20 protein-coding genes are annotated in these 23,261 nt (G+C 62.6%); 14 read left to right on the top strand and 6 right to left on the bottom strand.

The genetic code is table 11. The features are described 5' to 3' along the window. Positions 1–77 precede the first annotated feature (77 nt). The 3 genes from I6E52_RS02710 to I6E52_RS02720 all read right to left on the bottom strand — a co-directional run bounded on the left by I6E52_RS02710 (position 78) and on the right by I6E52_RS02720 (position 2,747). Positions 78–1,082, bottom strand: coding sequence for a DUF1648 domain-containing protein (locus tag I6E52_RS02710; protein ID WP_197154702.1), 1,005 nt, complete (start codon positions 1,080–1,082; stop codon positions 78–80). Further along, positions 1,079–1,429, bottom strand: a complete 351-nt coding sequence (locus I6E52_RS02715) for a GntR family transcriptional regulator (RefSeq protein WP_197154704.1) — start codon at positions 1,427–1,429, stop codon at positions 1,079–1,081. The genes I6E52_RS02710 and I6E52_RS02715 overlap by 4 nt, the downstream gene beginning before the upstream one ends. A 64-nt stretch (positions 1,430–1,493) precedes the next feature. Continuing rightward, positions 1,494–2,747 carry a sodium:proton antiporter gene (locus I6E52_RS02720; RefSeq protein ID WP_197154706.1) on the bottom strand — a complete coding sequence of 418 codons (1,254 nt, stop codon included), beginning with the start codon at positions 2,745–2,747 and terminating at the stop codon, positions 1,494–1,496. A 160-nt stretch (positions 2,748–2,907) separates the two neighbouring features. On the opposite strand from I6E52_RS02720, the gene I6E52_RS02725 reads away from it, so the two are divergent. The 13 genes from I6E52_RS02725 (at position 2,908) to I6E52_RS02785 (ending at position 16,604) form a co-directional block, all read left to right on the top strand. After that, positions 2,908–4,137 (top strand): TDT family transporter, encoded by a 1,230-nt coding sequence (locus tag I6E52_RS02725; protein ID WP_197154708.1) that lies wholly within the window; start codon positions 2,908–2,910, stop codon positions 4,135–4,137. Between the two features lie 152 nt (positions 4,138–4,289). Further along, positions 4,290–4,889, top strand: a complete 600-nt coding sequence (locus I6E52_RS02730) for a biotin transporter BioY (RefSeq protein ID WP_197105891.1) — start codon at positions 4,290–4,292, stop codon at positions 4,887–4,889. Between the two features lie 103 nt (positions 4,890–4,992). Continuing rightward, positions 4,993–6,672, top strand: coding sequence for an ABC transporter substrate-binding protein (locus I6E52_RS02735; RefSeq protein WP_231601740.1), 1,680 nt, complete (start codon positions 4,993–4,995; stop codon positions 6,670–6,672). 13 nt (positions 6,673–6,685) lie between these two features. Beyond that, positions 6,686–7,684 carry an ABC transporter permease gene (locus I6E52_RS02740; protein WP_197154711.1) on the top strand — a complete coding sequence of 333 codons (999 nt, stop codon included), beginning with the start codon at positions 6,686–6,688 and terminating at the stop codon, positions 7,682–7,684. After that, on the top strand, positions 7,681–8,556 hold the full coding sequence (locus I6E52_RS02745) for an ABC transporter permease (RefSeq protein ID WP_197154713.1): 876 nt from the start codon (positions 7,681–7,683) through the stop codon (positions 8,554–8,556). Before I6E52_RS02740 ends, I6E52_RS02745 begins: the two co-directional genes overlap by 4 nt. Continuing rightward, positions 8,553–10,226: an ABC transporter ATP-binding protein gene (nikE, locus tag I6E52_RS02750; protein WP_197154715.1), complete on the top strand. Its 1,674-nt coding sequence runs from the start codon at positions 8,553–8,555 to the stop codon at positions 10,224–10,226. Before I6E52_RS02745 ends, nikE begins: the two co-directional genes overlap by 4 nt. A gap of 4 nt (positions 10,227–10,230) precedes the next feature. Next, positions 10,231–10,845, top strand: a complete 615-nt coding sequence (locus tag I6E52_RS02755; protein ID WP_197154717.1) for a TetR/AcrR family transcriptional regulator — start codon at positions 10,231–10,233, stop codon at positions 10,843–10,845. Between the two features lie 101 nt (positions 10,846–10,946). After that, positions 10,947–11,597, top strand: a complete 651-nt coding sequence (locus I6E52_RS02760; protein ID WP_197154719.1) for a hypothetical protein — start codon at positions 10,947–10,949, stop codon at positions 11,595–11,597. A gap of 113 nt (positions 11,598–11,710) precedes the next feature. Next, positions 11,711–14,305 carry a valine--tRNA ligase gene (gene valS / locus I6E52_RS02765; protein ID WP_197154721.1) on the top strand — a complete coding sequence of 865 codons (2,595 nt, stop codon included), beginning with the start codon at positions 11,711–11,713 and terminating at the stop codon, positions 14,303–14,305. Between the two features lie 64 nt (positions 14,306–14,369). Beyond that, positions 14,370–14,849 (top strand): GNAT family N-acetyltransferase, encoded by a 480-nt coding sequence (locus tag I6E52_RS02770; RefSeq protein WP_197124097.1) that lies wholly within the window; start codon positions 14,370–14,372, stop codon positions 14,847–14,849. Next, positions 14,849–15,079, top strand: a complete 231-nt coding sequence (locus I6E52_RS02775) for a hypothetical protein (protein ID WP_197154723.1) — start codon at positions 14,849–14,851, stop codon at positions 15,077–15,079. The genes I6E52_RS02770 and I6E52_RS02775 overlap by 1 nt, the downstream gene beginning before the upstream one ends. 137 nt (positions 15,080–15,216) lie before the next feature. Then, positions 15,217–15,771: a hypothetical protein gene (locus I6E52_RS02780; RefSeq protein WP_197154725.1), complete on the top strand. Its 555-nt coding sequence runs from the start codon at positions 15,217–15,219 to the stop codon at positions 15,769–15,771. A 38-nt stretch (positions 15,772–15,809) separates the two neighbouring features. After that, entirely contained in the window at positions 15,810–16,604 is a 795-nt protein-coding gene (locus tag I6E52_RS02785) for a PKD domain-containing protein (RefSeq protein ID WP_231601741.1), read from the top strand. On the opposite strand, the gene I6E52_RS02790 is transcribed toward I6E52_RS02785, so the two are convergent. Beyond that, positions 16,601–17,392, bottom strand: a complete 792-nt coding sequence (locus I6E52_RS02790) for a class I SAM-dependent methyltransferase (protein ID WP_197154728.1) — start codon at positions 17,390–17,392, stop codon at positions 16,601–16,603. The genes I6E52_RS02785 and I6E52_RS02790 overlap by 4 nt on opposite strands. A 23-nt stretch (positions 17,393–17,415) precedes the next feature. Between I6E52_RS02790 and I6E52_RS02795 the strand changes: the two genes are divergently transcribed. Further along, positions 17,416–19,440: a M3 family metallopeptidase gene (locus I6E52_RS02795; RefSeq protein WP_197154730.1), complete on the top strand. Its 2,025-nt coding sequence runs from the start codon at positions 17,416–17,418 to the stop codon at positions 19,438–19,440. Positions 19,441–19,810: 370 nt separating this feature from the next. Here the strand turns inward: I6E52_RS02795 and I6E52_RS02800 are convergent, their stop codons facing one another. Then, on the bottom strand, positions 19,811–22,045 hold the full coding sequence (locus I6E52_RS02800) for a TIM-barrel domain-containing protein (RefSeq protein ID WP_307842339.1): 2,235 nt from the start codon (positions 22,043–22,045) through the stop codon (positions 19,811–19,813). Then, positions 22,045–23,226 (bottom strand): glycoside hydrolase family 15 protein, encoded by a 1,182-nt coding sequence (locus I6E52_RS14270; protein ID WP_231601742.1) that lies wholly within the window; start codon positions 23,224–23,226, stop codon positions 22,045–22,047. The genes I6E52_RS02800 and I6E52_RS14270 overlap by 1 nt, the downstream gene beginning before the upstream one ends. Positions 23,227–23,261 lie beyond the last annotated feature (35 nt).

Genomic DNA, 23,261 nt, shown 5'->3' on the forward strand with positions numbered 1-23,261 from the left:
CCCGGTGATAGCCGGTTCATAGCGTGTGGCAGCAATGATACGCGAGTTAGCTGACCGTTGAGCGCTATTTCTGAGCGCTATTTCTTGGCGACCGTAGCGAGCGTTTCGGCACCCAGCTGGGCATCGTGCATCGTGACGATGAACTTTTTGCCGTTCATCCGCGTCACTTCGATGGCATCACCTTTGGAGAGCACGATGCCGCTGCGGCCATCGGGAGCCCAACGCCAGCCGTAGCCACCGAACTCGCCCATCGGGTTGACGTCGACGACGGCGACGGACTCGATCTGGTCGGGCGCAATGGTGATGCGAGGAAAACCGAGAGCGGAGCGAACTTTGAGCCCGCGCTGATCGATCGTCACACGCCAGGAAAGCGTGCTGACGGCCAGCGCAATCACGAAGAGTCCGATGACGGCGGGTAAGAGAAGTTGCTCGGGATTGCTGACGGCCTGCACTGCGAGCGCGATTGCTAATGCTGCGAGGGCAGCGCCGACGATGATCACGACGCCTGGACCAACCCGCGTCGTGGTGGAGAAGTGCACGCGCTGCGTAGCAGCACCCGCGATGGGCTTCGCGGTAACAGGGGTCGACGTGATGTACTCCGCGGGTGGAAGCATGAGCCACGCAAAGAGAGCCATGACGAGCGCGATGGGGAATGCGGCAATGGCAATTCCTCCGATCGCAGGAGCATTCTCAGCGTTCTCAAGTCCTCGCTGAACAGCAAGTGAGCCCGCCGCTGTGACGCTGAGCGTGATCGACAGGAACATGGATGCGGCCACCATGATCTTGTGTCCCCAGAGCATTCCGCCGTTAGGGCCACCCTTCCAGCTGGCGAAGGCGGCAAGCGCCGCGAAGATTAGCGTCATCAGTAGCGGCAACACAATCACGCTGCCCACGGTGGAGTATCCGTCTGGACCCGTGGTTCCCCAGTGCGAGGCAACCGGGCTCGGAAGCTCGGGAATCCACAACGCCATGATGAAGGCAGCGGCCAGCGCGATTACGAGCGGGATCACCACGCCGATCACAATGATCAGACGGCGGTTTCGCGTGAGTTGGGGCGAAACATTCTCGGCGGGAAGGGTCATTGGTATTCCTCTCGGATGAGGGCGGTAAGAGTAGCGAGTGAAACCTTGTGGGCGCGCGCTTCAGCAACAACAGCGGTGATGCCGTCGGCGAGCGAATCGTAGCTGTGGGCGGTGGTGGCAACGATGGCCCCACGGCCGCGGCGGAGTTCGATGAATCCCTCGTCGCGCAATTCTTGGTAGGCGCGTAAGACGGTGTGCATGTTGACGCCGAGAGAGCTGGCTAGTTCTCGTGCGCTGGGGAGCCTATCCCCCGCCGTGACAGTTTTGTCGATGACGGATTGGCGGATGCTCGCCGCGAGCTGCTCGAAGAGCGGCGTCTCTGACGCGGGATCCACTCGAACTAGCATGACGTCATCATAGTTGTTCTAGTTGGACTAGCACAAGCGCGCTCTAGGTGGATCACCGTGCGCCTCAGAACCGACGACGTGCCGGCATCTCCTGCACATGCTTCAATTCAGCCGCGGATGCCGGCGCCGAGCTCAGGTGGCGCGCGAGTTGAGCAGTCCACGGGCTAGCAGTCGCGCCGTGCGCAAAGACGCTGACGAGAATTGTCCAGACCGCTACGGAGAACACGGTGTCGGCGACGGAGCCACTGAGTTCATCGAATACCAACAGCGCGAACAGAATGGAGGCAAGCCCCCGCGGCCCAAACCATCCGATGAAGAGCCGGGTCTCGAAGCGGGTGCCCGACCACGCCATCGAGATGAGCACGGGAACCATGCGCACCACCGTCAATGACAACACGACGTACAGTGCAATTTGCCACGTGAGGGATGTCAGAATCGGGGCCGCAAGCACCGCACCGAATACCAAGAACGTGATCGAGCTCAGGAGCTCGCCCTCGTCTTCGGTGAAATCCTGAACGTCTTTGCAATGGTCACGCGCGATCGCGCTGAAGGCGAGTCCAGCCACAAACGCGGCAATGAACCCGTTCCCTCCGACAACACCGGCGCTCGCATAGGCCGCCACGGCGATGGCAATGGTCGCGAGTTGGCGATAGATGCCGTCCACCTGCCCGGCGCTCGACGCGCGGCTCAGCAGCCACCCACCGATAGCCCCAACGCCACCACCCACGAGGATCCCGAAACCGATCTGCTGGGCGGCAAAAACGCCCCAGCTTTCGCTTGAGGCCACCCCGGTCTCTGCAGCCGCAACGGCGAGAAAAACGGTGACAACCGGAACCATGATTCCGTCGTTGAGCCCACTCTCCACGTTGAGGGCTTGCCGAATCCGAACCGGCAACCGTTTATCGCTGACGACCGCCTGACCAAGGGCGGCATCCGTCGGGGCAAGAATCGCAGCGACAAGCGCGGCTTCGATAAAAGTGAGTTGGTCGAAGAGTGCCGCTGCCGCTACTGCACCGAGCACAATCGTGAGCGGAAGCCCTATGCCCAGCAAGCGCAGCGGAAGCAAGACTTGCTTGCGCAACGCCCGAAGATCGATGCGCACCGCATCCGTGAAGAGAACCAGCACCAGCGTGGCTTCAACCAGAATCGACACAACGTCGCTCTTGAGATCAAGGTGAAACCATTGCGCGCCCGCCGTGCCGAGCAGGATACCCACGGCGGTGAAGACCATCGGTGCGGTAACGGGAGACAAAGCCAGCCGTTGCGAGACCATTGCGAAGGCGAACACCACAACGGCAATGATCACGAGCTCTGTCATGGTTCCTCCAGTGCGGGGCTAGGCGCAGAATGCCCCGCAGCCGAAGCAACAACACTGTGCGGCACCGAGGTGGCTCAAGGCTACGGGAATGTTGCGCGAACGCACGCGGTTGCACCGGTGGACCGACACCCGTTGCCCCTTCGATACTCAGAAACGACGCATGAGCCGCCACACCCCTCGCCTTCACCCCGCGAGCCCCGACACCGGCACCGCCAACGACGCCCCCGCCGTGCGCGTGCGCCGCCGACTGCTCTTGCGCGACCTCAGCAGCCCGCGCCTCGTGATCTCGAACATCAGCCCCAACTGGTTCGCCTCTGTCATGGGCACCGGCATCGTCGCGAATGCTGCGGCAACGCTTCCCTTGATCACCCCACAACTCCACGTGTTTGCGAGCACCGTCTGGGTGATCGCGACCGTCTTACTCCTCGGGCTGATCGCTGCCAGCGCAGCGCACTGGATCGCCCACCGGGAGGTCGCGCTTTCGCACCACCGGCATCCGGCAATGGTTCACTTCTACGGGGCTCCGCCGCTGGCAATTCTGACGATCGGGGCTGGTGCATTGCTGTTCGGCCCCGACATTATGGGGGCGGATGCTGCGCTCACCGTCGCACTGATCTTGTGGTCAACCGGCACCGTCCTTGGCCTCGCCACCGCCGTAATTGTGCCGTTCTTGACCTTCACGTCGTCATCCGGCACAGATCAATCGCCGTTCGGGGGCTGGATCATGCCCGTGGTTCCCCCACTGGTCTCGGCAGCAGCCGGAGCACCGCTCATCCCGTACCTGCCTGAGGGCGAGGCACGGTTGACGATGCTGATCGCCTGCTACGCAATGTTCGGGCTCAGCATGATCGCTACCGCGGTGATCCTCCCGCTGATCTGGGGTCGGCTAGCACGACACAACATCGGCAACTCCGCAGCGGTTCCGACTCTCTGGATTGTGCTTGGCCCACTCGGCCAGTCCATCACGGCCGCGATTGTTCTTGGAGCGGTTGCCCCCTCCGCGGTGTCTGCTGAGCTCGCCGAGGCCCTCAGTTTCTTCGGGTTCATCTACGGCGTCCCCACACTAGGTTTTGCACTCCTCTGGACGGCGCTAGCAATCGCCATGACCGTGCACACCGCCCGCCGCGGCTTGCCATTCAGCCTCACGTGGTGGTCGTTCACCTTCCCCGTGGGCAACATGGTGGTTGCGCTGAGCGTGCTCGCCGTGGCTACCGGTTCCGCGGTGCTCGAGGTGATGGCACTCGTGAGCTTCGTAGCTCTTGTGGGAGCCTGGGTGCTCGTAGCGCTTCGCACCTTTGCGGGAAGCGTCATTCGGGGCACTTTATTCTTGGCGCCCCCGGTAGTGGGCGATGCGACAGCCATTTCAGCGCCTGCCACTCCGGCGGCGTGAGAATCGCAATTGTTACGCACCTCACAAATCTGAGCAGGTTTGTTAGTACGAGGCGCACACCGATGCCCGCAATCTATGACTAGGGTTATTCAGGCACCCGCCTATTCAGGCAGGGCTCTTCACAGTTCGCAGACAAAGGAAAGGAGCGTCGCGTGTCGACTCTCACTTTGACCCTCGGCCGGCCCACGCTCGCCGACACCGTCTTTTCTCGTAGCCTCGCCACTGACATCACGCTCGTTGCCGCCGGCGCCGCCCTGACTGCTGTGATGGCCCAAGTTGTTGTGCCGCTGTACCCCGTACCGATCACGGGCCAGACACTCGCGGTACTGCTTGTTGGTGCTTCGCTTGGTGCGACGCGTGGTGCGATCTCGATGACGCTGTACGCGCTGCTCGGTCTGGTGGGACTCCCCGTCTTTAGCGAAGCTTCTTCCGGAGTCAGCGTTCTTGCTGGCACCACCGGCGGCTACATTATCGGCTTCATCTTTGCTGCCGGCTTCACCGGCTGGCTCGCCCAGCGCGACTGGGACAAAAAGTTCCTCGGTGCTGCGCTCTCGTTCCTCGGTGGCACGGTTGTCACCTTCGCCTTTGGTCTCACGTGGCTCGCCATTGTGACCGGCGGAACGCTCGAGCAGGTTCTCGCGTGGGGCCTCTACCCCTTCATCATCGGTGGCCTCATCAAGGCCGGTATCGCCGCAGCCGTGATCCCCACCACATGGAAGATCGCTACCAAGTTCTCGCGCAAGCAGGACTAACGCTCGCTCTTTTAGCTTCACCAACCGGGTCGGTTGTGCTTCCGCACACCGGCCCGGTTTTTTGTCCAGTTGGACTTAATGTACTGAGTTCAACAATAATTGAATGTCTCGCACCCGAGCAGCATTCCTCCCCCACAAAAGGACTCCCGTGAACGCGCCCCGCATCCTGCTACTCCCCCTCTCGATTGCGGCCAGCGCCGCGTTGCTTGCCGGCTGCACGGCGACAACCGAACCTGCTGCGGAGCCCGTAGATGGCGGCACGCTCGTCTATGCAACGGGTGACGCTGAGCCCGGCTGCCTCGACCCCCACGTCGGCGGCAACTACCCGCAGGGACTCATCAGTACCCAATACCTCGAGTCACTGGTCTCCAAGGACAGCGACGGCGAAATCATCCCGTGGCTCGCCACCGACTGGACCGAGAGCGAAGACGGCCTCACGTGGGACTTCACGCTACGCGACGACGTGAACTTCACCGACGGCACCCCGTTTGATGCTGAAGCCGTCAAGGCGAACATCGAGCACCTGAAAGACCCCGACACCGCGTCGTCGACCGGCTACCTCGCCGTGGGCAAGATCGACGGCATCGAGGCCGTCGCCGCCGATCAGGTGCGCTTCAGCCTGTCAGCACCCGATAGCGCGCTACTCGAATCGTTCTCGCAGCCCTGGGTGAGCATCCAATCCCCCACCGCGCTCGAACGCGACCAGGCCACCAACTGCGAAAGCCCGGTCGGCACCGGCCCCTTCATCGTGACCGACTGGGTCAAGCAGCAGTCGGTCACCCTCGAACGCAACGAGGACTACAACTCGGCTCCTGCTGACGCCGAGCACACTGGTGCGGCCCGTCTCGACGCTATTGAGTGGCGCTTCATTCCGGATGCCGCCACGCGCTATGCCGCCCTCCAGTCGGGCGACGTTGACGTGATCGACAACGCGCAGCCCAACAACATCTCGTCCGCCGCCGATGTGGCCACCATTGAGGAGCTCGATGCGCCGCGCCCCGGCGCTGCCAATCGCATCGAACTGAACTCGGGCAAGGCACCGTTCGACGACATCCGCGTACGCGAAGCCTTCATCCGGTCTGTGGATGTGAACCCCGGCATCGAGAGCTTGTTCTTTGGCACGGCCGAACGTTCCTACTCGGTGCTCTCGAGCGTTGAGCCTGCGGGCATCTCGACCCCTGACGTGTTCACCACCGACCCGGAGGCCGCTAAGACCCTGCTCGACGAGGCAGGCTGGGACACGATTGACTCCGACGGGTACCGCACGAAAGACGGCGAGCGCCTGAGCCTGACGTTCCCGATCAGCACGAACCAGTCGATCCCCGCTGAGCAGTCCCTGTTTGAGCAGATTCAGGCCTCAGCGAAGGACGTCGGTTTTGAGGTCATCCTGCAGCCGACAGATTTGTCGTCCTGGTACGGCACTCTTTTCACGAACGAGTACAACCTCGTGAGCGCTCCATACACGAAGGTCGGTGCTGACGTGCTGCGCATCCTGTACCACTCAGACTCGATCATTCCGGCGCCGAGCGGCTACTACGCGAACCTGGCCCAACTGAGCGACCCTGCCCTCGATGAGATTTTGACGACGGCGAGCGAGACATCGGATGCCGCTGACCGTCAAGAACTCTATGCCGAGGCTCAGTCGATCATTGTCGACGGCTTCTATGTTCTGCCCCTCTATGACCAGCAGAACCACTACCTCTACAGCACGAGCGTTGAGGGATTCCGGGCGTTGCCTCCCGTGGCAGCGCCAACCTTCTACGATGCGTGGTTGAGCAACTAGAGGAACGCCCTCTGTGACGGTTTCGACTGATGCTCCTGCAGTAGCGAGTGTCTCCACCCCAGCGACGCGATTGAGGTCGCTGGGGTGGATCGCGCGCCGGGTGGGCGGCGGCGTGTTTGTTTTGTGGGCTGTCGCAACCGTCATTTTCTTTGCGCTGCGCTTGATTCCGGGCGATCCGGTGGATGCAATTCTGGGCGGCCCTGGTTCTCAAGCGTCCGCCGAAGCCGTGGCCCAGATTCGCGCCGACTATGGCCTCGACCAGCCGCTGATCGTTCAGTATTTTCTGGCGATGGGCAAGCTCGCCGTTGCTGACTTCGGCACGTCGTACGCGCTCAAGGTGGCAGTGGCTCCCTATGTGCTGACGCAACTCTGGTCGACGCTCGTGCTCACGCTGGCCTCCCTCGTAGTGGCCTGGCTTGGCGCCCTTGCCCTCACGCTGGCGACGAGCGGTCGCGGTCGCGTTGCGCGCGCGTTGGGGTCCGGGCTCGAACTCTTGGCGGCTGCCGTTCCCCATTTTTGGTTGGCATCGCTGCTCATCATTCTGCTGAGCAATACGTTGCACTGGCTTCCCCCGATTAGCGTCCCCGGTCCGCTCGGGCTCGTCTTGCCAGTTTTGACGCTTGCTCTGCCCCTCACGGGCTTCCTCGGCCAAGTGATGCGCGAGTCGTTGGCTAACGCCTACGAACAACCCTTCGTGCTGTCGGCTCGGGCACGCGGCGAAAGCGAATGGGGTGTGCGGCTTCGTCACGTTCTGCGCCACGCAGCCCTTCCCGGCATCTCGCTCTCCGGCTGGGCCTTCGGCTCGCTGCTCAGCGGCGCCGTGGTCGTCGAGACGATCTTTGCCCGTCCCGGCCTCGGCCGAACCTTGTTGAGTGCCGTTACCATCCGCGACATTCCCGTCGTCACCGCCGTCGCCCTGCTCTCGGCACTGACCTTCATCATCGTCACGATCGCAACGGATGTCGTTGACCGCATTGTCGACCCGCGCGTAACGGAGGTGGCAGCACGATGACCGAAATCTTGGCTGGCCGACTCTCGCAGCCTGCGGGACGCGCTCCCGGCATCCGCGGCGGCTGGCTTCGCAACGCGGGCATCATCATCGCACTGGCCGTGCTTGCGCTTATTCTGACCGCTGCTCTCGCGCCGCAACTCATTACGACCGCTGACCCGGATGCCGTTGCCCCCGCCGAGGCCTTCCGATCGCCATCGGCTGCCCACTTCTTCGGCACCGACGAGTCCGGTCGCGACGTGTACACCCGCGTCGTTTTCGGCGCCGGAAACTCCCTGCTCATCGGAATCGCCGCCACCGCGGTCGGGCTAGGGCTTGCCCTCATTCTCGGCTTGCTCGGTGGACTCGGCAGCAAACTCGGCGACTTCGTCAGCACCCGCATCGTCGAGGTCATGTTTGCTCTTCCCGGCCTGCTGCTCGCGCTCGTCTTCATCGCGATCGCCGGGCCCGGCGTGGTCACCTCGACCGTGGCGGTTGGCCTCTCAACCGCGCCCGGCTACGCCCGCATCATCCGCAGCCAACTGCGGAGTGTTCGCAACGCCAGCTACGTGGAGGCAGCGACCGTTCTCGGCCATTCGCGGGCGCGCGTCGTGTGGCAACACATTCTGCCCGGCGCACTCTCCCCCATCTTTGTGCTCGGCACCCTTGGCGTTGGTCAAGCCATCGTGTGGGCGTCGTCGCTCGGTTTCCTCGGGCTCGGTGTCGCCCCGCCCGCCGCCGAATGGGGCGCCATGCTCTCGAGCGGCCGCACCTACATCGACGTCGCCTGGTGGCTCACGGTCTTCCCCGGCTTGGCTATCGTCGCGACCGCCGCCTCCTTCACCGTGCTCGGCCGCGCCCTCAACGCCCGCAGCCGCCAGGAGGCCCGCGGATGACCGCCTCCCCGCTCCTGCGCGTGAGCAACCTCAGCGTGCACTTCGACCGCACCGCCCGCCCGGCCGTTGACGATGTCAGCTTCGAGGTCGCCGCCGGCGAATGTCTCGCCATTGTCGGAGAGTCGGGATCAGGCAAGAGCGTCACAGCCCGTTCCCTGCTCGGACTTGCGCCCGCCGGAGCCCACGTGAGCTTCAGCGAGTTGAGTCTGGCGGGAGAGAGCCTTCCGGCACCCGGTGCTCGACGGTGGAGGACGATTCGCGGAGCATCCATTGGGCTGGTGTTGCAGGATGCGCTCGTGTCGCTCGACCCGCTGCGCCCGGTCGGCCGCGAAATCGATGATGTGCTGCGGTTACACACCACCCTCAGCCAGCGCGAACGTCAGGCCCGCGTGATTGAACTGTTGGATGCGGTGGGCATTCCCGATCCGGCGCTGCGAGCCCGCCAGCGCTCGGGCGAGCTCTCGGGCGGACTGCGCCAGCGCGCGCTCATCGCCGCCGGAATCGCGGCTGGCCCTGCCCTCATCATCGCCGACGAGCCCACCACCGCTCTCGATGTCACGGTGCAAGCGCGCGTGCTCGACGTGCTGTCGTCACTGCGCAACAACGGCACCGCCATGATCCTCATCACCCACGACCTCGCTGTTGTCTCGCACATTGCCGACCGCGTGGCCGTGATGAGCGCCGGCCGCATCGTCGAGACCGGCGAAACGAAGGCGTTGCTGCGAGCGCCCACGACGGCGGCAACCCAGCAGCTGTTGGCGGCGATTCCTGTCGACGTGCCGCGGGGAACACTGCTGGCATTGCCGTCGGATGCGGAGGCCGTCACACTCCCCGACACTTCCGCGAGCGCCGGGGCTGCTGTCACGGCGGCTGCTGCCACGGCTACCGCTGCCGGTTCACTGCTACCCGCGCTCGAACTGCGCCGGGTATCTCGCCGCTATCCCACCCCGCACGGGGCGGCAATTCAGGCGCTCGACAACGTTTCTCTCACGCTCACTTCCGGCACCACTCTGGGCCTTGTCGGCCAGTCTGGCTCCGGCAAGACCACCATCGCGCGCATCGCCCTTGGACTGGAGACGGCCGACAGCGGCGAAGTGCTGCTCGCCGGCCACGAGTGGGGGTCGCTGAGTGCCCGCGAGCGCCGCCCGCTGCGTCCAACGCTGGGTGCCATCTATCAGGATGCCTTGAGCTCGTTCGATCCTCGCTTGAGCGTCGAGCGCATTCTCGCCGATGCGTTGAGCGCTGGAGCATCCGCAAACCACCAATCGCTGACGACGCCAGATGAGCTGCTCGATGCTGTCGGGCTGCCTCGCGCGGTGAAGAACCGTCGCCCGCTGCTCTTGTCGGGAGGCCAGCGCCAGCGGGTAGCAATTGCTCGCGCGCTCGCGCCGGGGCCGCAGACGATCCTCTGCGATGAGCCGGTGTCGTCACTGGATGTCTCCGCTCAGGCCCGCGTGCTGAATCTGCTCGACGAGTTGCAGCGCCACCTTCACCTCAGCTATCTCTTCATCTCTCACGATCTCGGCGTGATTCGCCATATGAGTGACCGGGTCGCCGTCATCAACGAGGGCCGCATTGTGGAGACGGGCCCGACGGATGAGATCTTTATCGCACCACAGCATCCGTATACCCGGTCGTTGATTGCGGCCCTCCCGCGAGTGAGAGGATGATGCGGTGACGCCTCCCCGCACTCCCACCCGTGGCCGCCCGCCCGCCGCATCCCGCGAACTCCTGCAAGAGGCCGCCTTTGAGCTGTTCGTCGAGAATGGCTACACCGGCACGACTGTTGACCAGATCGCGACCCGCGCGGGCGTCAGCCGCAATACGTTCTTCAACTATTTCGAGGCCAAGGGCGAAGTCTTTTGGGTCGAGTTGGATGCCGCGACCGAGAGGCTGAAGGCGGCGCTGGCTGATCAGCCGACTGACGCCCGTGACGCGGCATCCGCCCCGCTCGCTATCCGTCAGGCGATGCTGCGTTCGCTGGCCGAGCTGGAATCGCGCCATGTGCCCTTTGTGCTCACCCAGTACGACCTGATTGGTAGCGCGACGGAACTGCAGGCGTCAGCAATGAGCCGTTTTGCGACCCAGGCTCGCCTGCTGAGTGGCTTCCTCGAGCGCCACGGGGTGGATGCGGCGACCGCGCGCACGCAGGCCTACGCTCTCATCGCGTGTGTCGTCTCGGCTGCCCAAGAGTGGGCCAATGCTGGACCACAGCGCGGACGACTCGAACCCTTTGTGCACCGTGCGTTCGACACCGCTCTCGCACCCCTTTCAACGCCCGATCGCTGAACTGCACGGTAGCTGAGACCCTCTCGACACGGGGCGAAGGTCGGGGTTAGGCTTCAGCCACGCTGGACTGCTTGCATGATCCCCCATCTTGGAGCTACGCCATGAGTGACGATCAACCGACCAAACGTTTCGATGTTCAGAATGATGACGCGCCCACGGTGCGGTTCGAGCCAGCGGGAGCAGCCCCACCTCCGGGTGGCGGGGAGCCACCGATCGAACCTCCGACATCTCCGGAGCCCAAGTCACGCAAGCTCCTCATCATCCTGTCGATCATTGGTGGGGTGCTGCTGATCGCGGTCGTCATCATGCTGACGTTGTTGTTTGCTCGCGGGGCTGGCGGGGAGGTCACACCAGTGCCGACAGACACCCCGTCGGCCACTCCGAGCGAGACTCCCGCTCCCAGCGCTTCTGCCTCGGAGGAAGCAGAGCCGAGCGCTGAACCGACGACTGCTCCGCCGCCCGCAACCGCGAGCCCGTCATTCGTCACATTCAGCGCGCCTACCAGCGCAAATTGCACCGACGCGAATCCGACAAGTCAACTCACCTTCGCCTGGAGCAGCACTGACGCGACCATGGCGTGGTTCGGAGTGCGCACCACTAACGCGAAGGAGGAGCCGTATGAAGAGGTTCCCACCACCGCGACGTATACCTTTGATTACCAGTGCAGCAACGAGACCGAGATTTATACGGTGACGCTCGAGGATGCGGCGGGAAACCTCACCCACAAAACAGTCACGGTGACAAAGAACTAGACGTCCTCGCGCGGCGCGCCTAATACGACGCTGTCCGTTACGATTGGTACTACACCTCACACTCAGGCACCTCTTCTTTGACTCGGTGCCGCACATATCGAACCGGAGTAATTATGTCGTCGAGCGTTCCCGAAAAACCTGCCCTAGAAGGCCTCGAAGACAAATGGGCTCCCGTGTGGGAGAACGAAGGCACCTACCGCTTCGATCGCCAGAAGGCGCTCACCGAGGGGTCTGACTGCGTATTCTCAGTCGACACTCCCCCACCGACGGCATCCGGAAGCCTGCACATTGGCCACGTCTTCAGCTACACCCACATGGACTTGGTTACTCGCTTCCAGCGCATGCGCGGCAAAGAGATCTTCTACCCGATGGGCTGGGATGACAATGGTCTGCCCACCGAGCGTCGGGTTCAGAACTATTACGGTGTGCGCTGCGACCCCACTCTCCCCTATGACGAAGGCTTCGAACCTCCTCAGCAGGGCGGCGAAGGCAAGTCGACGAAGGCTGCCGCACAATTGCCGATTTCTCGTCGCAACTTCGTTCAACTGTGCGAGACGCTGACCGCCGAAGACGAAAAGCAGTTCGAAGACCTCTGGCGCCAGCTTGGTTTGAGCGTTGACTGGAACCTCACCTACCGCACTATTGGTGATGACGCTCAGCGTGCCGCTCAGCGTGCATTCTTGCGCAACCTTGACCGCGGCGAGGCCTACCAGGCGTTCGCTCCGACGCTGTGGGATGTCACGTTCCGCACCGCTGTTGCTCAGGCTGAGCTCGAAGACAAAGAGCAGCCTGCCGCCTACCACCGTCTTGCTTTCCACCAGGCGGATGGCGACGACATCCACATCGAGACGACGCGCCCTGAGCTTCTGCCGGCGTGTGTTGCTCTCGTGGCTCACCCCGATGACGAGCGCTACAAGCACCTCTTCGGCACGATGGTCACGACGCCGATCTTCGGTGTTGAGGTTCCGATTCTCGCCCACCACCTTGCTCAGCAAGACAAGGGTTCGGGAATCGCGATGATTTGTACGTTCGGTGACGTCACCGACGTTGTGTGGTGGCGTGAACTCGATCTTCCGAACCGCACCATCATCGGTGCCGACGGTCGCATCATTGCCGACGCTCCCGATGTCATTGTCGGCGACGCCGCTCAGGCTGCCTACGCCGAGCTCGCGGGCAAGACGGTCTTCAGCGCGAAGGCTGCCATGGTTGCTCTGCTCAAGGAGTCGGGCGAAATGATCGGCGACGCCAAGCCGATTCAGCACCAGGTGAAGTTCTTCGAAAAGGGCGACAAGCCTCTCGAGATTATTTCGACGCGCCAGTGGTACATCACCAATGGTGCGCGCGACGAGAAGCTGCGCAACCGCCTTCTTGAGGCGGGCGAGCAGATCAATTTCGTCCCCGACCACATGCGGGTTCGCTACGACAACTGGGTGGGCGGCCTCACGGGCGACTGGCTCATTTCGCGCCAGCGCTTCTTCGGTGTGCCGATCCCCGTCTGGTACGAGCTCGACGCTTATGGTGAAAAGGGTGCCCCGATCGTTCCCAGCGAGGCTTCGCTGCCGATCGACCCGTCCTCCGACACCGCTCCCGGCTACACGGAAGACCAGCGTGGTGTTCCCGGCGGCTTCGAGGGCGAACTCGACATCATGGACACCTGGGCAACGTCATCCCTGACCCCACAGATTGCCGGTGGTTGGGAGACCGACCCCGAGCTCTTCAACCTCGTATTCCCCTACTCACTGCGCAGTCAGGGCCAAGACATCATTCGCACGTGGTTGTTCTCGACCGCGCTGCGTTCTGAACTCGAGCACGGCACTGTGCCGTGGAAGAACGCCGGCATCTCTGGCTTCATCGTTGACCCCGACCGCAAGAAGATGTCGAAGTCAAAGGGCAACGTTGTGACGCCCAAGGGCATGCTCGATGACCACGGTTCGGATGCGGTGCGCTACTGGGCAGCATCCAGTCGCCTCGGTACTGACGCAGCGTTTGACCCGCAGAACCCGAAGCAGATCAAGATCGGTCGCCGACTCGCGATCAAGGTCCTGAACGCGTCGAAGTTCGTTTACTCGTTCCCGGCGCCCACTGTGGCTGCGGGCTCGACTGCCGTCGTTACCGAAGCGCTCGACCTCGAAATGCTCGCCGAGCTTGCGTCGGTCGTTGACCAGGCCACCACGGCGCTGGAGAACTTCGATCACGCCAAGGCGCTTGAGGTCACCGAGAAGTTCTTCTGGACCTTCTGCGACGACTACCTCGAACTCGTGAAGGAACGTGCCTATGGCGCCGGAACTCCCGAAACGCAGGCAAGCGCCAACCGTGCGTTGCACACCGCCATCGACGTGTTCTTGCGTCTCTTCGCGCCCTACCTCCCCTTCGCTACCGAAGAGGTCTGGCGCTGGACGCACGACACTTCGGTGCATTCCGCTTCGTGGCCAACCGCCGACGAACTCGGTGTTTCGGCAGAGCCGAGCGGCCTGTTCCACGCGGTTAGCCAAGCGCTCATCAGCATCCGTCGCGCTAAAACAGACGCGAAGGCTTCGCAGAAGACTGAAGTGACCTCGGCTACCCTCGCGGGCCCAGCCCTGATCGCTGCCGCCATCGACGATTTGAAGGCTGTGGGTCGCATTCATGACCTCACGATTGTTGAAGCGGAAGAGATTGAGGTTCGCGACATCGTTTTGGTTGAAGCGGCACCCGAAGCTTCGGTCTAAAGGTCTACCGAGGGTTCGGCGTCGAGTTCGGCGTCGAACCCCAAAACCGCGTATTGTTGAGTAAATGACGAACTCAGAGAAGCCTTCGTACACCGTTCGCGATATTCAAGAAACCGATTTCGAAGTGTGGAAAGACCACTTCGTCAACTACGGAGTGTTCTACGAAACCGAGTTCACCGATGCCATCGTTCAGGGTGTCTGGGAATGGCTCATGGATGACTCAGCACAGCTCAACGCGGTCGTTGCTGTAGCTCCTGAGGGCGCTCCCGATCCCGGCATTGTGTGTGCCTTTGGTCTCTACCGTCGTCTGCCCGACACCTTCACTGCTTCGTGGGGCTGGTTTATGGATGACCTTTACGTCGACCCTGAGCACCGTGGTGCCGGAGTTGCCGGAACGATCATTGACGACATCGCTGCGCGTGCCGCAGAAGATGGTGGCGGAAAGCTCCGCTGGATCACCAACAAGGAAAACGACAGCGCCAAGCGTCTCTACGACAAGGTCGCGGACCGCACGTCGTGGATCTTGTACGAAAAGAGCGTGTAGTGCAGCTCGGCACACGATGGTCGGTCGGCGCTGCGGTGCCCGATCATCTTTCCGCAGAAATGCAGGAAGCGATTGCCGGCGTTGAAGCGGATGTCGCCCACCTCGATACGAGCGCGTGGCGTTGGACCCTCACGTGGCTCGAATCACGCCCCGTCGCCGAACTCGACGACGGCACCATCGTGCGCCAAGGTGCCGACGGCAGCGTTTCCGTCGAAGAAGCTGCTTCCTAGCAACATCTAGCTCCTAGCCACATTGATTGTTGCCCGCTCCGCGCCAGTGCTTGCGCACTCGTCAGCACGGAGCGAGCAACACCTGGTCTTGTGGATAGTTGAGCACCACAATCTCCCCAGATGTTTAGCGTCGTAGTATGCGCCAACCGAATCTCTTACGACTGTCGATTGGCGCCCTCCTCCTCGCCTCGTTGAGCGGCTGCGTGCCCTCCGACGCCACCACCCCACCCGCGCCGACCTCGACCTTCGTTGCGCCCTACGCGACCGACGAAGAAGCGCTGGCCGCGGCTGAAGAGGCCTATGCGGAATACACGCGGGTGGTCGGTGAGATTCTGCAGGATGGCGGGGCCAACCCGACACGCCTAGAGTCCGTCGCGGTGGGCGCTTTTCTGGACGCGTCCGTCGACGGACTAGAAGAATTCGCAGCTAAAGGTGGTCAGGCATCCGGAGATGTTCGCAACAACGCGTTCGAACTCCAAAGATATTCTCCCCGGGGCAGCACCGCTGAGGTCATCACTGTCTATTTGTGTTCGAACGTCTCGGGTTTAGACCTCACAGACCAAGATGGAAATTCGCTAGTTTCCGATGATCGACCTGACGAGTCGACCATGCAGGTCACGTTCGACTTCAGCGTTGAACGTCAATTGCTTCTGGTGTCCGACGTGGAAGTCTGGAGCGCTGGGGAGTGCTAAGGACTCTTCTTTCGATTCCCGTTTTGGGACTTCTCGTCATGTTGCTTGTCTCAACCGAAGCTAGCAGCGCCGTCGCGGACGAGCCTACTTGCGGAGCGCTTTCGTACTATGACGGTAGCTGCCCTACCTATGATGTCGGGGAAGACAGCATCGAACTCGGTGCTTCCTCTGAGGTACCCGGCACCGGCGGCTCCTCCGGCGGCAGCTACGGCTACGACACCGGAGGTGCCGCCTACAGTCCTGTTGAGGATCCTGCTCTCGACAGTGTCGAGGAAGCCTGGTGCGACATCCAGCGCATCGAGTGCGTACCCTGGACTCCACCGGCCGATGACGCCGACGGTAAAACCGGCCCCATCACGATCTCGGACATCGCCAGCTTCCGCCCACAAGCCCCCGCCGCGGGGATGCAACCCAACCAGTGGATGATCGTCGGCCTCGACACCAACTTCTACGCCACGACATCCGCCCATGTTGTTGACGGCATCCTCTTCGGTGGCACCGCCCAAGTCAGATTCACCCCCATCGCCTACAACTGGGATTACGGCGACGGCAGCACCTCAACCACTAGCAACCCCGGCAGAACCTGGGCCAAATACCGGATCACCGAGTTTGATCCCACGCCCACCAGCTACGTCTACCAAGAACCCGGCAACTACACGATCACGCTCGCCGTCACCTACGCCGCCGAATACCGCGTCGCCGGCAGCAGCTGGCAGAACGTCGTCGGCACCCTCACCATCGTCGCCCCGCCCCTCACCGCCACAGCAGGCCACGCCACCACCGTCCTGGTCGACCAAGACTGCATCGCCAACCCCACCGGCATCGGCTGCTAAACGCGCACCACAATCTCACCGTGCGGCATCGCCATCCACCCCTCCGGCGAATCAGCCCACTCGCGCCACGCAGCACTAATCTCCTGCAACACATCCGGAGTCGCCAACGACTTGCTCAGAGCATCCTCAGCAAAAGCCGATTCCAGAACACGCGCCTCCCACATGCTGCCCCACCACTCCCTGTCGACTTCGTCGGAAAAGTTCCAGATCGATGCCGACGTTGTGACGTCAGCCAATCCGGCCTGCATCGCCCACGACTTCAGCCGCCGACCCGCATTAGGTTCTCCCCCATTGCTGCGGTGTACCGCGTCGTACACGTCAGCCCAAACTTTCAGCCCCGGCAGTTCGGGAAAGCAAATGGTGCCCGCATAGTCGACATCGCGCACCGCAATCAGCCCACCGGGCTTGGCAACCCGCTTCATCTCCACAAGAGCCGCGACCGGATCGCCCAAATGCTGCAGAGTCTGATGTGAGTGCACGAGATCGAAACTGTTGTCATCGAACGGCAGCGCATACGCGTCCCCCACGATGAAACTGAGGTTGTCGGCAGTGAAAGCCGACGCTTTGTCGATCGCTGCGGAAGCGGCATCCAAACCGACAACACGGCCAGGAGAAAGTCGTTCGGCAAACTCAGCCGTGATCGTGCCCGGCCCACACCCGATATCTAGCAACGAAAGCCCTGCCTCAAGGTGCGGCTCGAAGTACGCCGCCGAGTTGGCAATGGTGCGCCACGTGTGTGATTTCAAAACACTTTCGTGATGGCCGTGGGTATAACGCTCGCTAGTCATACTGACGAGAATAGAGTGGATGCATGACCAATCCTTTCTTTGAGCCCAGCACGCTGCCCTTCGGCATGCCCCCCTTTGCCGATATCGAAGATGAGCACTTCGCACCGGCCTTCGACAAAGGCATGGCAGAGCAGCTCGCAGAGATTGAAGCGATCACCTCGCAGGCCGACGCACCCACGTTCGAGAACACCATGATCCCGCTTGAAAAAAGCGGCCAGCTGCTCAACCGGGTTGCCACCGTGTTCTTCAACAAGACGTCCGCCGATGGTGATGCAGCCTCGGATGCACTCGAAGAAGTCATCGCTCCCCAACTTGCCGCGCACAATGACGCCATCAGCCTCAACAGCGCGCTCTACGAACGCATCAGCAGCATCCGTGAAGGCCTCGACGACACCAAGTTGGATGCCGAAGCCCGCTACCTTGTTGAGCGCTATTTCACCGAGTTCACCCTTGCCGGCGCCGGCCTCTCCGAAGACGCCAAAGCGACCCTGCGCGACTACAACTCGCGCCTCTCGACCCTCACCACGAAGTTTGAGAAGAACCTGCTTGCCGACACCAACGATCTTGCGATCGTGGTTGACAGCATCCAGGAGCTCGATGGTCTTGAGCCGTCAGAGATCTCTGCCGCTGCCAGCGCGGCCAATGATCGTGGTCTCACGGGCAAATACCTCATCACCTTGATTCTGCCCACGAACCAACCCCACCTTTCTGTGCTGAAGAATGCGGATGTTCGCGGCCGGGTGATGGCGTCGTCACGTTCGCGTGGCATCCGTGGCGGCAAGTTCGATAACCGCGAGCTCGTGTTGGAGATTGCGAAGGTGCGTTCGCAGCGTGCCGCCCTTCTCGGCTACGAAAGCCACGCCGCCTGGGTTACGGCCGACGAGACGGCCCAAAACCCGCAGCGGGTCGCTGACATGCTCGGCAAGCTTGCTCCGGCCGCGGCACGCAACGCGCGCGAAGAGCACGCTGCGTTAGAGAAGCTCGCGGGAACCGAAGTGACCGCAGCGGACTGGGCGTTCTATGCCGAGAAGGTGCGCGCCGAGCAGTACAACGTCGACACCACTCAGATGCGCCCCTACTTTGAGGCCGAGCGCGTACTGCGCGACGGAGTGTTCTTTGCGGCGACTCAGCTGTACGGCGTTACCTTCACCGAACGTCGCGACCTTCCCGCCTACCACCCCGACGTGCGCGTCTTCGAGGTCACAAACGAGGATGGCAGCGAGGTCGGCCTTTACACTCTCGATCTCTATACCCGCGACTCCAAGCGCGGCGGAGCGTGGATGAACTCGCTCATCTCGCAGTCGGATCTGCTCGGGCATCCGGTGATCGTCACCAACAATCTCAATGTGCCGAAGCCTGCCGCTGGCGAAACGACGCTACTCACCTACGACGAGGTCAACACGCTCTTCCACGAGTTCGGCCACGCCCTGCACGGCCTGTTCGCTCGTGTGACGTACCCCAAATTTGCGGGAACCAACACCTACCGCGACTTCGTCGAGTTCCCCAGCCAGGTCAACGAGATGTGGATGCTCTGGCCGGAGGTGCTCGACAACTACGCCAAGCACTACGAGACCGGCGAGCCCATGCCCCGCGAGATTGTGGAGCGCATCCAGGCCAGCGCCGCGTTCAATGAGGGATTCCTTACGAGCGAATACCTCGCTGCCGCCCTCATCGACCAGGCTTGGCACGGCATCAGCGCCGACGACGACGTGACGGATGTCGCGGCCTTCGAAGCACAAGCGCTGGCCGAGGTCGGGCTCAACAACCCCGCGGTGCCGCCCCGGTACTCGAGCACCTACTTTCAGCACATCTTCGCGAACTCGGCCTATGACGCGGGTTATTACTCCTACATCTGGAGCGAGGTCCTCGACGCCGACACGGTCGAGTGGTTCACCGAAAATGGCGGACTCACGCGTGAAAACGGCGACCGCTTCCGCTCGCGGCTGCTGGGCGTGGGCGGCTCTAAGAACCCGCTCGAGGCGTTCCGCGACTTCCGCGGCCGTGACGCCGAATTGCAGCCCCTGCTGAACCGTCGCGGACTTAACTAGCCCGCAGCACCATTACTGCGCTCGGCGCCCCGACTGGGCGCCCAGTCACGCCAGAAACGCGGCAGTCTTTTCGGAGACTGCCGCGTTTTTTGCGCCACAACCGCGCGAATTCAAGGGACGCATTGTCCGAAACTCCTACCAAAACTGCACCTGCGGACGATTTGTTGTGCTCGCTTCACAAAAATTGGTGAAAACCTTTCGCTAACCCCCAGTGGTCGTGCACAATAGTGCGGGTCGCGCTTGTCGCGGCCACTCACACTTAGACGTCACCTAGCACGGTGCCCTGAGGGCGATCTCCTCGCAGCTTCCCCCGATTTCAGCTGCGATGCATTTGCCCGGTGCGATCGCCCTCAGGAACACCACTTACTGTCTAGCTCGTAAAGACAGGCACCAGACGCTCCCAGGCCTCAGCCCGCACATACACGGGCACCTCATCCCACGGCACTGCGCGAGTATCGACGCTGCCGCCCGCGACCCGTTCGCCAGTGAACGCGTACACCCAGTCGCCACGAGGAAGAGTCGCCGTGTGTTCGGTGGCGCCCTCGTCGATCACGGGCGATACGAGAATGTCGCGCCCGAGCATCCACTGCAACGGTTGTTCCCAGAGGCGTTCATCGTCAGGCCAGTCGAAGAACAGCGGCCGCATGACGTTCGTGCCAGCAGAAACCGCCCACTCGCTCTCGGCGGTAAGGTACGGCACGAGACGCTCGCGTAGTTCGACGATGCTGCGGCTCATCTCGAGCACGCGCGCATCCCCCGATTGCTCGGCGATGTTCCAAGGCGTTCGATCACGACTCGGTGATCGATGGTGATTGAACTCCGAGTGGTACTGCATGATCGGCACGAAGGCCGCGGCAGCGAGTGAACGAACGTAGAGCTCCGCCGTGGGCACGTCGCCACTGAAACCAGCGAGATCCCAGCCCCAATAGAGGATCCCGCACGCGCTCGCATTGAGCCCGGCGAACAGCGACCAGCGGAAGGCATCCCAGGTGGAGTTCTCGTCTCCGGCCCAGAAAGCTCCGTGGGCTTGCGATCCCGTGTACCCGGCGCGCGAGAACGTCACTGGCGCTTTGCCAGCACTCTTGAGGAGATCGCCGTAGGCACGGGCGTAGTGCACCGGGAACGTGTTGTTCTTCTCGTCGCCGCGGCGGCCATCCTGATAGTGCAGTTCAGAGCCCCACGCGTGCTCACCACCATCAGTCTTGAAGCCGTCGACGCCCATGTCCTCTACGAGGTAGCGACGTTTCTCCGTCCACCACTGCGCCGAACGTTCGTCGGTGAGATCTGGCATCAGCGAGAGCGGGAACCACCAGCCACGATTGCGGTAGGGCTTGAGCGCACCACGCGGCGTCTCATCCTGAATCAGCACGTTGTCTCGCTGCGCGCCCTCAGCATCAAAGCGGGCTTGACCCACAGGATGCGGGCGCATCTTAATGAGCGGAATCTGCCACAGCAGCACGCGCACATCGCGATCATGCAGCTCGTCGATCATGGCTTTTGGGTCGGGCCACGCACCCTCCGCGGGAAAACTGAAATCGTTGAGCCGCAGCGGCCCACCGCTGTCGTTCGGCGCGTACTGCGCATCCCGCCAGACCGTGAACGTGCTTTCGTCGCTCCATGCCTCAATAACCACAGAGCCGACCGGGATACCGTGCTCCCGATGCGCATCCATCTGACGCATGACCTCGGCTTGAGTGTTCCACTCGTTGCCGCTCGCCCACAAACGGTGAACCCAACTCGGCAACACTTCGGGGCGCCCAACCTCGGCGAGAAACTGATCGAGAACTTCCGCCGACGTTCCCGCATAGCCACCAACCGACAGCACTTCGGAGGCGTCACTGGGCGAATCGACCTCTGATTCGATCCACAGCAGGCCGGCATCGCTATCGGCAACATCGAACCACACACGCCTGCTGGTGCGCACGTGAAAGCCCCACCCGCGAGCGCCGATGACGTGAGCGAATGGCATCGGCAGGTACGTCTTGCGTTCCGCCCCCTGAGACTTGTACTGCTCGAAAACGACCGAGTCGAGGCTCGCACCGCGCTGGTCGAGGGCGTCAAATCGTTCGCCGAAGCCGGAGACGTGCTCGCGCTCGTCGAGCCGCAGTGCGAACCGAACCCGGTGGATGCGTTCGCCGTCGTCGAGAACAGTGGTGCTGCCGGCGACAAGGCCAACCGTCTCGTCAGCGGCAACGATCGAATCGGGCGCAGCGCGCCATCCGGCGACGCGCACGTCGAACCAGCGGGTGGACTGCGAGCGCGGTGCCGCCGTCGGGCCACCGACGAACCGATAACGATACTGGGCCGTTGCTCGGAGTTGGGACACATCAAAAGCGAAACCGGTGCTCGTTCGTGCCAGTTTCGCTTGCGCCGAGGCGAGGTGGCCGCCATCGACGGCTTGGCCCCGCGAGCGCTGCTGCACTCGCTCGAGGGCGAAGTCGGTGACCGACTGTCCGTCATCCCATTCGAGAGTGACAACGTCGACATCCGCTGTGGCACGCACGCCGAGCCGGAAGGCCTCGCCCGCAATGGGAACGGCGGGGTGACGTTGTTCGGTGTCGACAGAGTACGGATGCCCCGAACCCAGGGGTCTATGTCTCAGCACTAGTCGGTCTCGCTTTCGTTTCTGAGGCAATTTTCGGTGGTCGCGGGTGACGCCGGCCACTCTGCTGGTGGTGAGTACACGCCAATCTCGACGGCGAGGCGCACATACATTGCGTGACTCCAGAGCAGCGGTGTCGCCACACTCCCCCAGCGTTCCTGCCATTCGGCGACACGGCTGGGATCAAGCAGGTCATCGGCGACCTGTTCTGGCAGGAATCCCTCCGCAGTCACCGTGCTGGCCGCCCACTCCAGTTGGCTGCGTGCGCGTGCAGTGTCGCCGCCGGCCGCATAGGCCAGGCCGAGCATGCAACTGAGGAGCGGCCATTGGCCACCGCCATAGAACGTGTCGCCGAGGTAGCGATGCACACCACCGTCGACCGTGAGTTCGTGGTCGATGCGCGCGGTAGTAGCGGCGGCGAGAGCGCTCGCGCCATCCACAACGGCCAGCGGGGAGATGAGCGCGGCAAGGGAACCGTCGACGGCAACTGACCCCAGCCATTTGACGAGGTGGCCGTCGCGAACACCATCCAATTCGATGATCTCTCTGGCAGCGGTCGCGGCGACCATCGCTCGGGTGGCAATATCAGCGGGGAGCACATCAGCGGATACCGCAGCGCTCAGCCCCGCAATGACACAGCCGAGCGTTGACACGTGACGCTCGGTCTCAAACTCTTCCCACCAGTCAAAGCAGGGGCGCTCCCACGTCGCGAGCAGATAGCGGACGGAAAGCTCAATGCCTTCACGCCACCGCTCAAGATCGAGCCCGTGTCGCCGAGAGTGCGCGACTGCCGCCCACACCCACGTGCCGTAGCCGTCGGTTTGAAAGTCCCACCAGTCGTCGTCGCCCTCGGCGCCATCGAAGGTAAAACGGGTAGCAAGCATCTGGGAGTTATCGAGCGGAGTGCCTGCCGCTTCGGCTCGCTCGATGGTCTCGATCTGGGCGCGGCGAGCGATAAGGATGCTCGCACACCAGTCGAAGAAGCGTGAGGCAGATTCGACGGCGTTGGCGCTCGACATTCCGTCAGCGATGAAGGCGCCGTCACGGAACCAGGAGTAGCCGGTGTATGCCGAAAAGGTAGGGCTGGCGGGGTACGCCCCACTGGGGTGCTGCAACGTGGAGATCAGCTCGACGCTGTGCGCGGCGAGCGACGCGAGGGATTCGTCGTCCAGGCGTGAAGTCATGAAGTGCCCTCCTGGGCCAGCTGGGAGTGAGACCC

The organism is Salinibacterium sp. NG253 (genome assembly GCF_015864945.1).
Classification (GTDB): domain Bacteria; phylum Actinomycetota; class Actinomycetes; order Actinomycetales; family Microbacteriaceae; genus Rhodoglobus.

Bases quoted from the DNA above. Each gene is read 5' to 3' on its own strand.
- I6E52_RS02715 (WP_197154704.1), bottom strand. From the start codon at position 1,429: ATGCTAGTTCGAGTGGATCCCGCGTCAGAGACGCCGCTCTTCGAGCAG.
- valS (WP_197154721.1), top strand. From the start codon at position 11,711: ATGTCGTCGAGCGTTCCCGAAAAACCTGCCCTAGAAGGCCTCGAAGAC.
- I6E52_RS14270 (WP_231601742.1), bottom strand. From the start codon at position 23,226: ATGACTTCACGCCTGGACGACGAATCCCTCGCGTCGCTCGCCGCGCAC.
- I6E52_RS02790 (WP_197154728.1), bottom strand. From the start codon at position 17,392: ATGACTAGCGAGCGTTATACCCACGGCCATCACGAAAGTGTTTTGAAA.
- I6E52_RS02795 (WP_197154730.1), top strand. From the start codon at position 17,416: ATGACCAATCCTTTCTTTGAGCCCAGCACGCTGCCCTTCGGCATGCCC.
- I6E52_RS02735 (WP_231601740.1), top strand. From the start codon at position 4,993: ATGTCTCGCACCCGAGCAGCATTCCTCCCCCACAAAAGGACTCCCGTG.
- nikE (WP_197154715.1), top strand. From the start codon at position 8,553: ATGACCGCCTCCCCGCTCCTGCGCGTGAGCAACCTCAGCGTGCACTTC.
- I6E52_RS02785 (WP_231601741.1), top strand. From the start codon at position 15,810: ATGTTGCTTGTCTCAACCGAAGCTAGCAGCGCCGTCGCGGACGAGCCT.
- I6E52_RS02780 (WP_197154725.1), top strand. From the start codon at position 15,217: ATGCGCCAACCGAATCTCTTACGACTGTCGATTGGCGCCCTCCTCCTC.
- I6E52_RS02710 (WP_197154702.1), bottom strand. From the start codon at position 1,082: ATGACCCTTCCCGCCGAGAATGTTTCGCCCCAACTCACGCGAAACCGC.
- I6E52_RS02720 (WP_197154706.1), bottom strand. From the start codon at position 2,747: ATGACAGAGCTCGTGATCATTGCCGTTGTGGTGTTCGCCTTCGCAATG.
- I6E52_RS02760 (WP_197154719.1), top strand. From the start codon at position 10,947: ATGAGTGACGATCAACCGACCAAACGTTTCGATGTTCAGAATGATGAC.
- I6E52_RS02745 (WP_197154713.1), top strand. From the start codon at position 7,681: ATGACCGAAATCTTGGCTGGCCGACTCTCGCAGCCTGCGGGACGCGCT.
- I6E52_RS02725 (WP_197154708.1), top strand. From the start codon at position 2,908: ATGAGCCGCCACACCCCTCGCCTTCACCCCGCGAGCCCCGACACCGGC.
- I6E52_RS02770 (WP_197124097.1), top strand. From the start codon at position 14,370: ATGACGAACTCAGAGAAGCCTTCGTACACCGTTCGCGATATTCAAGAA.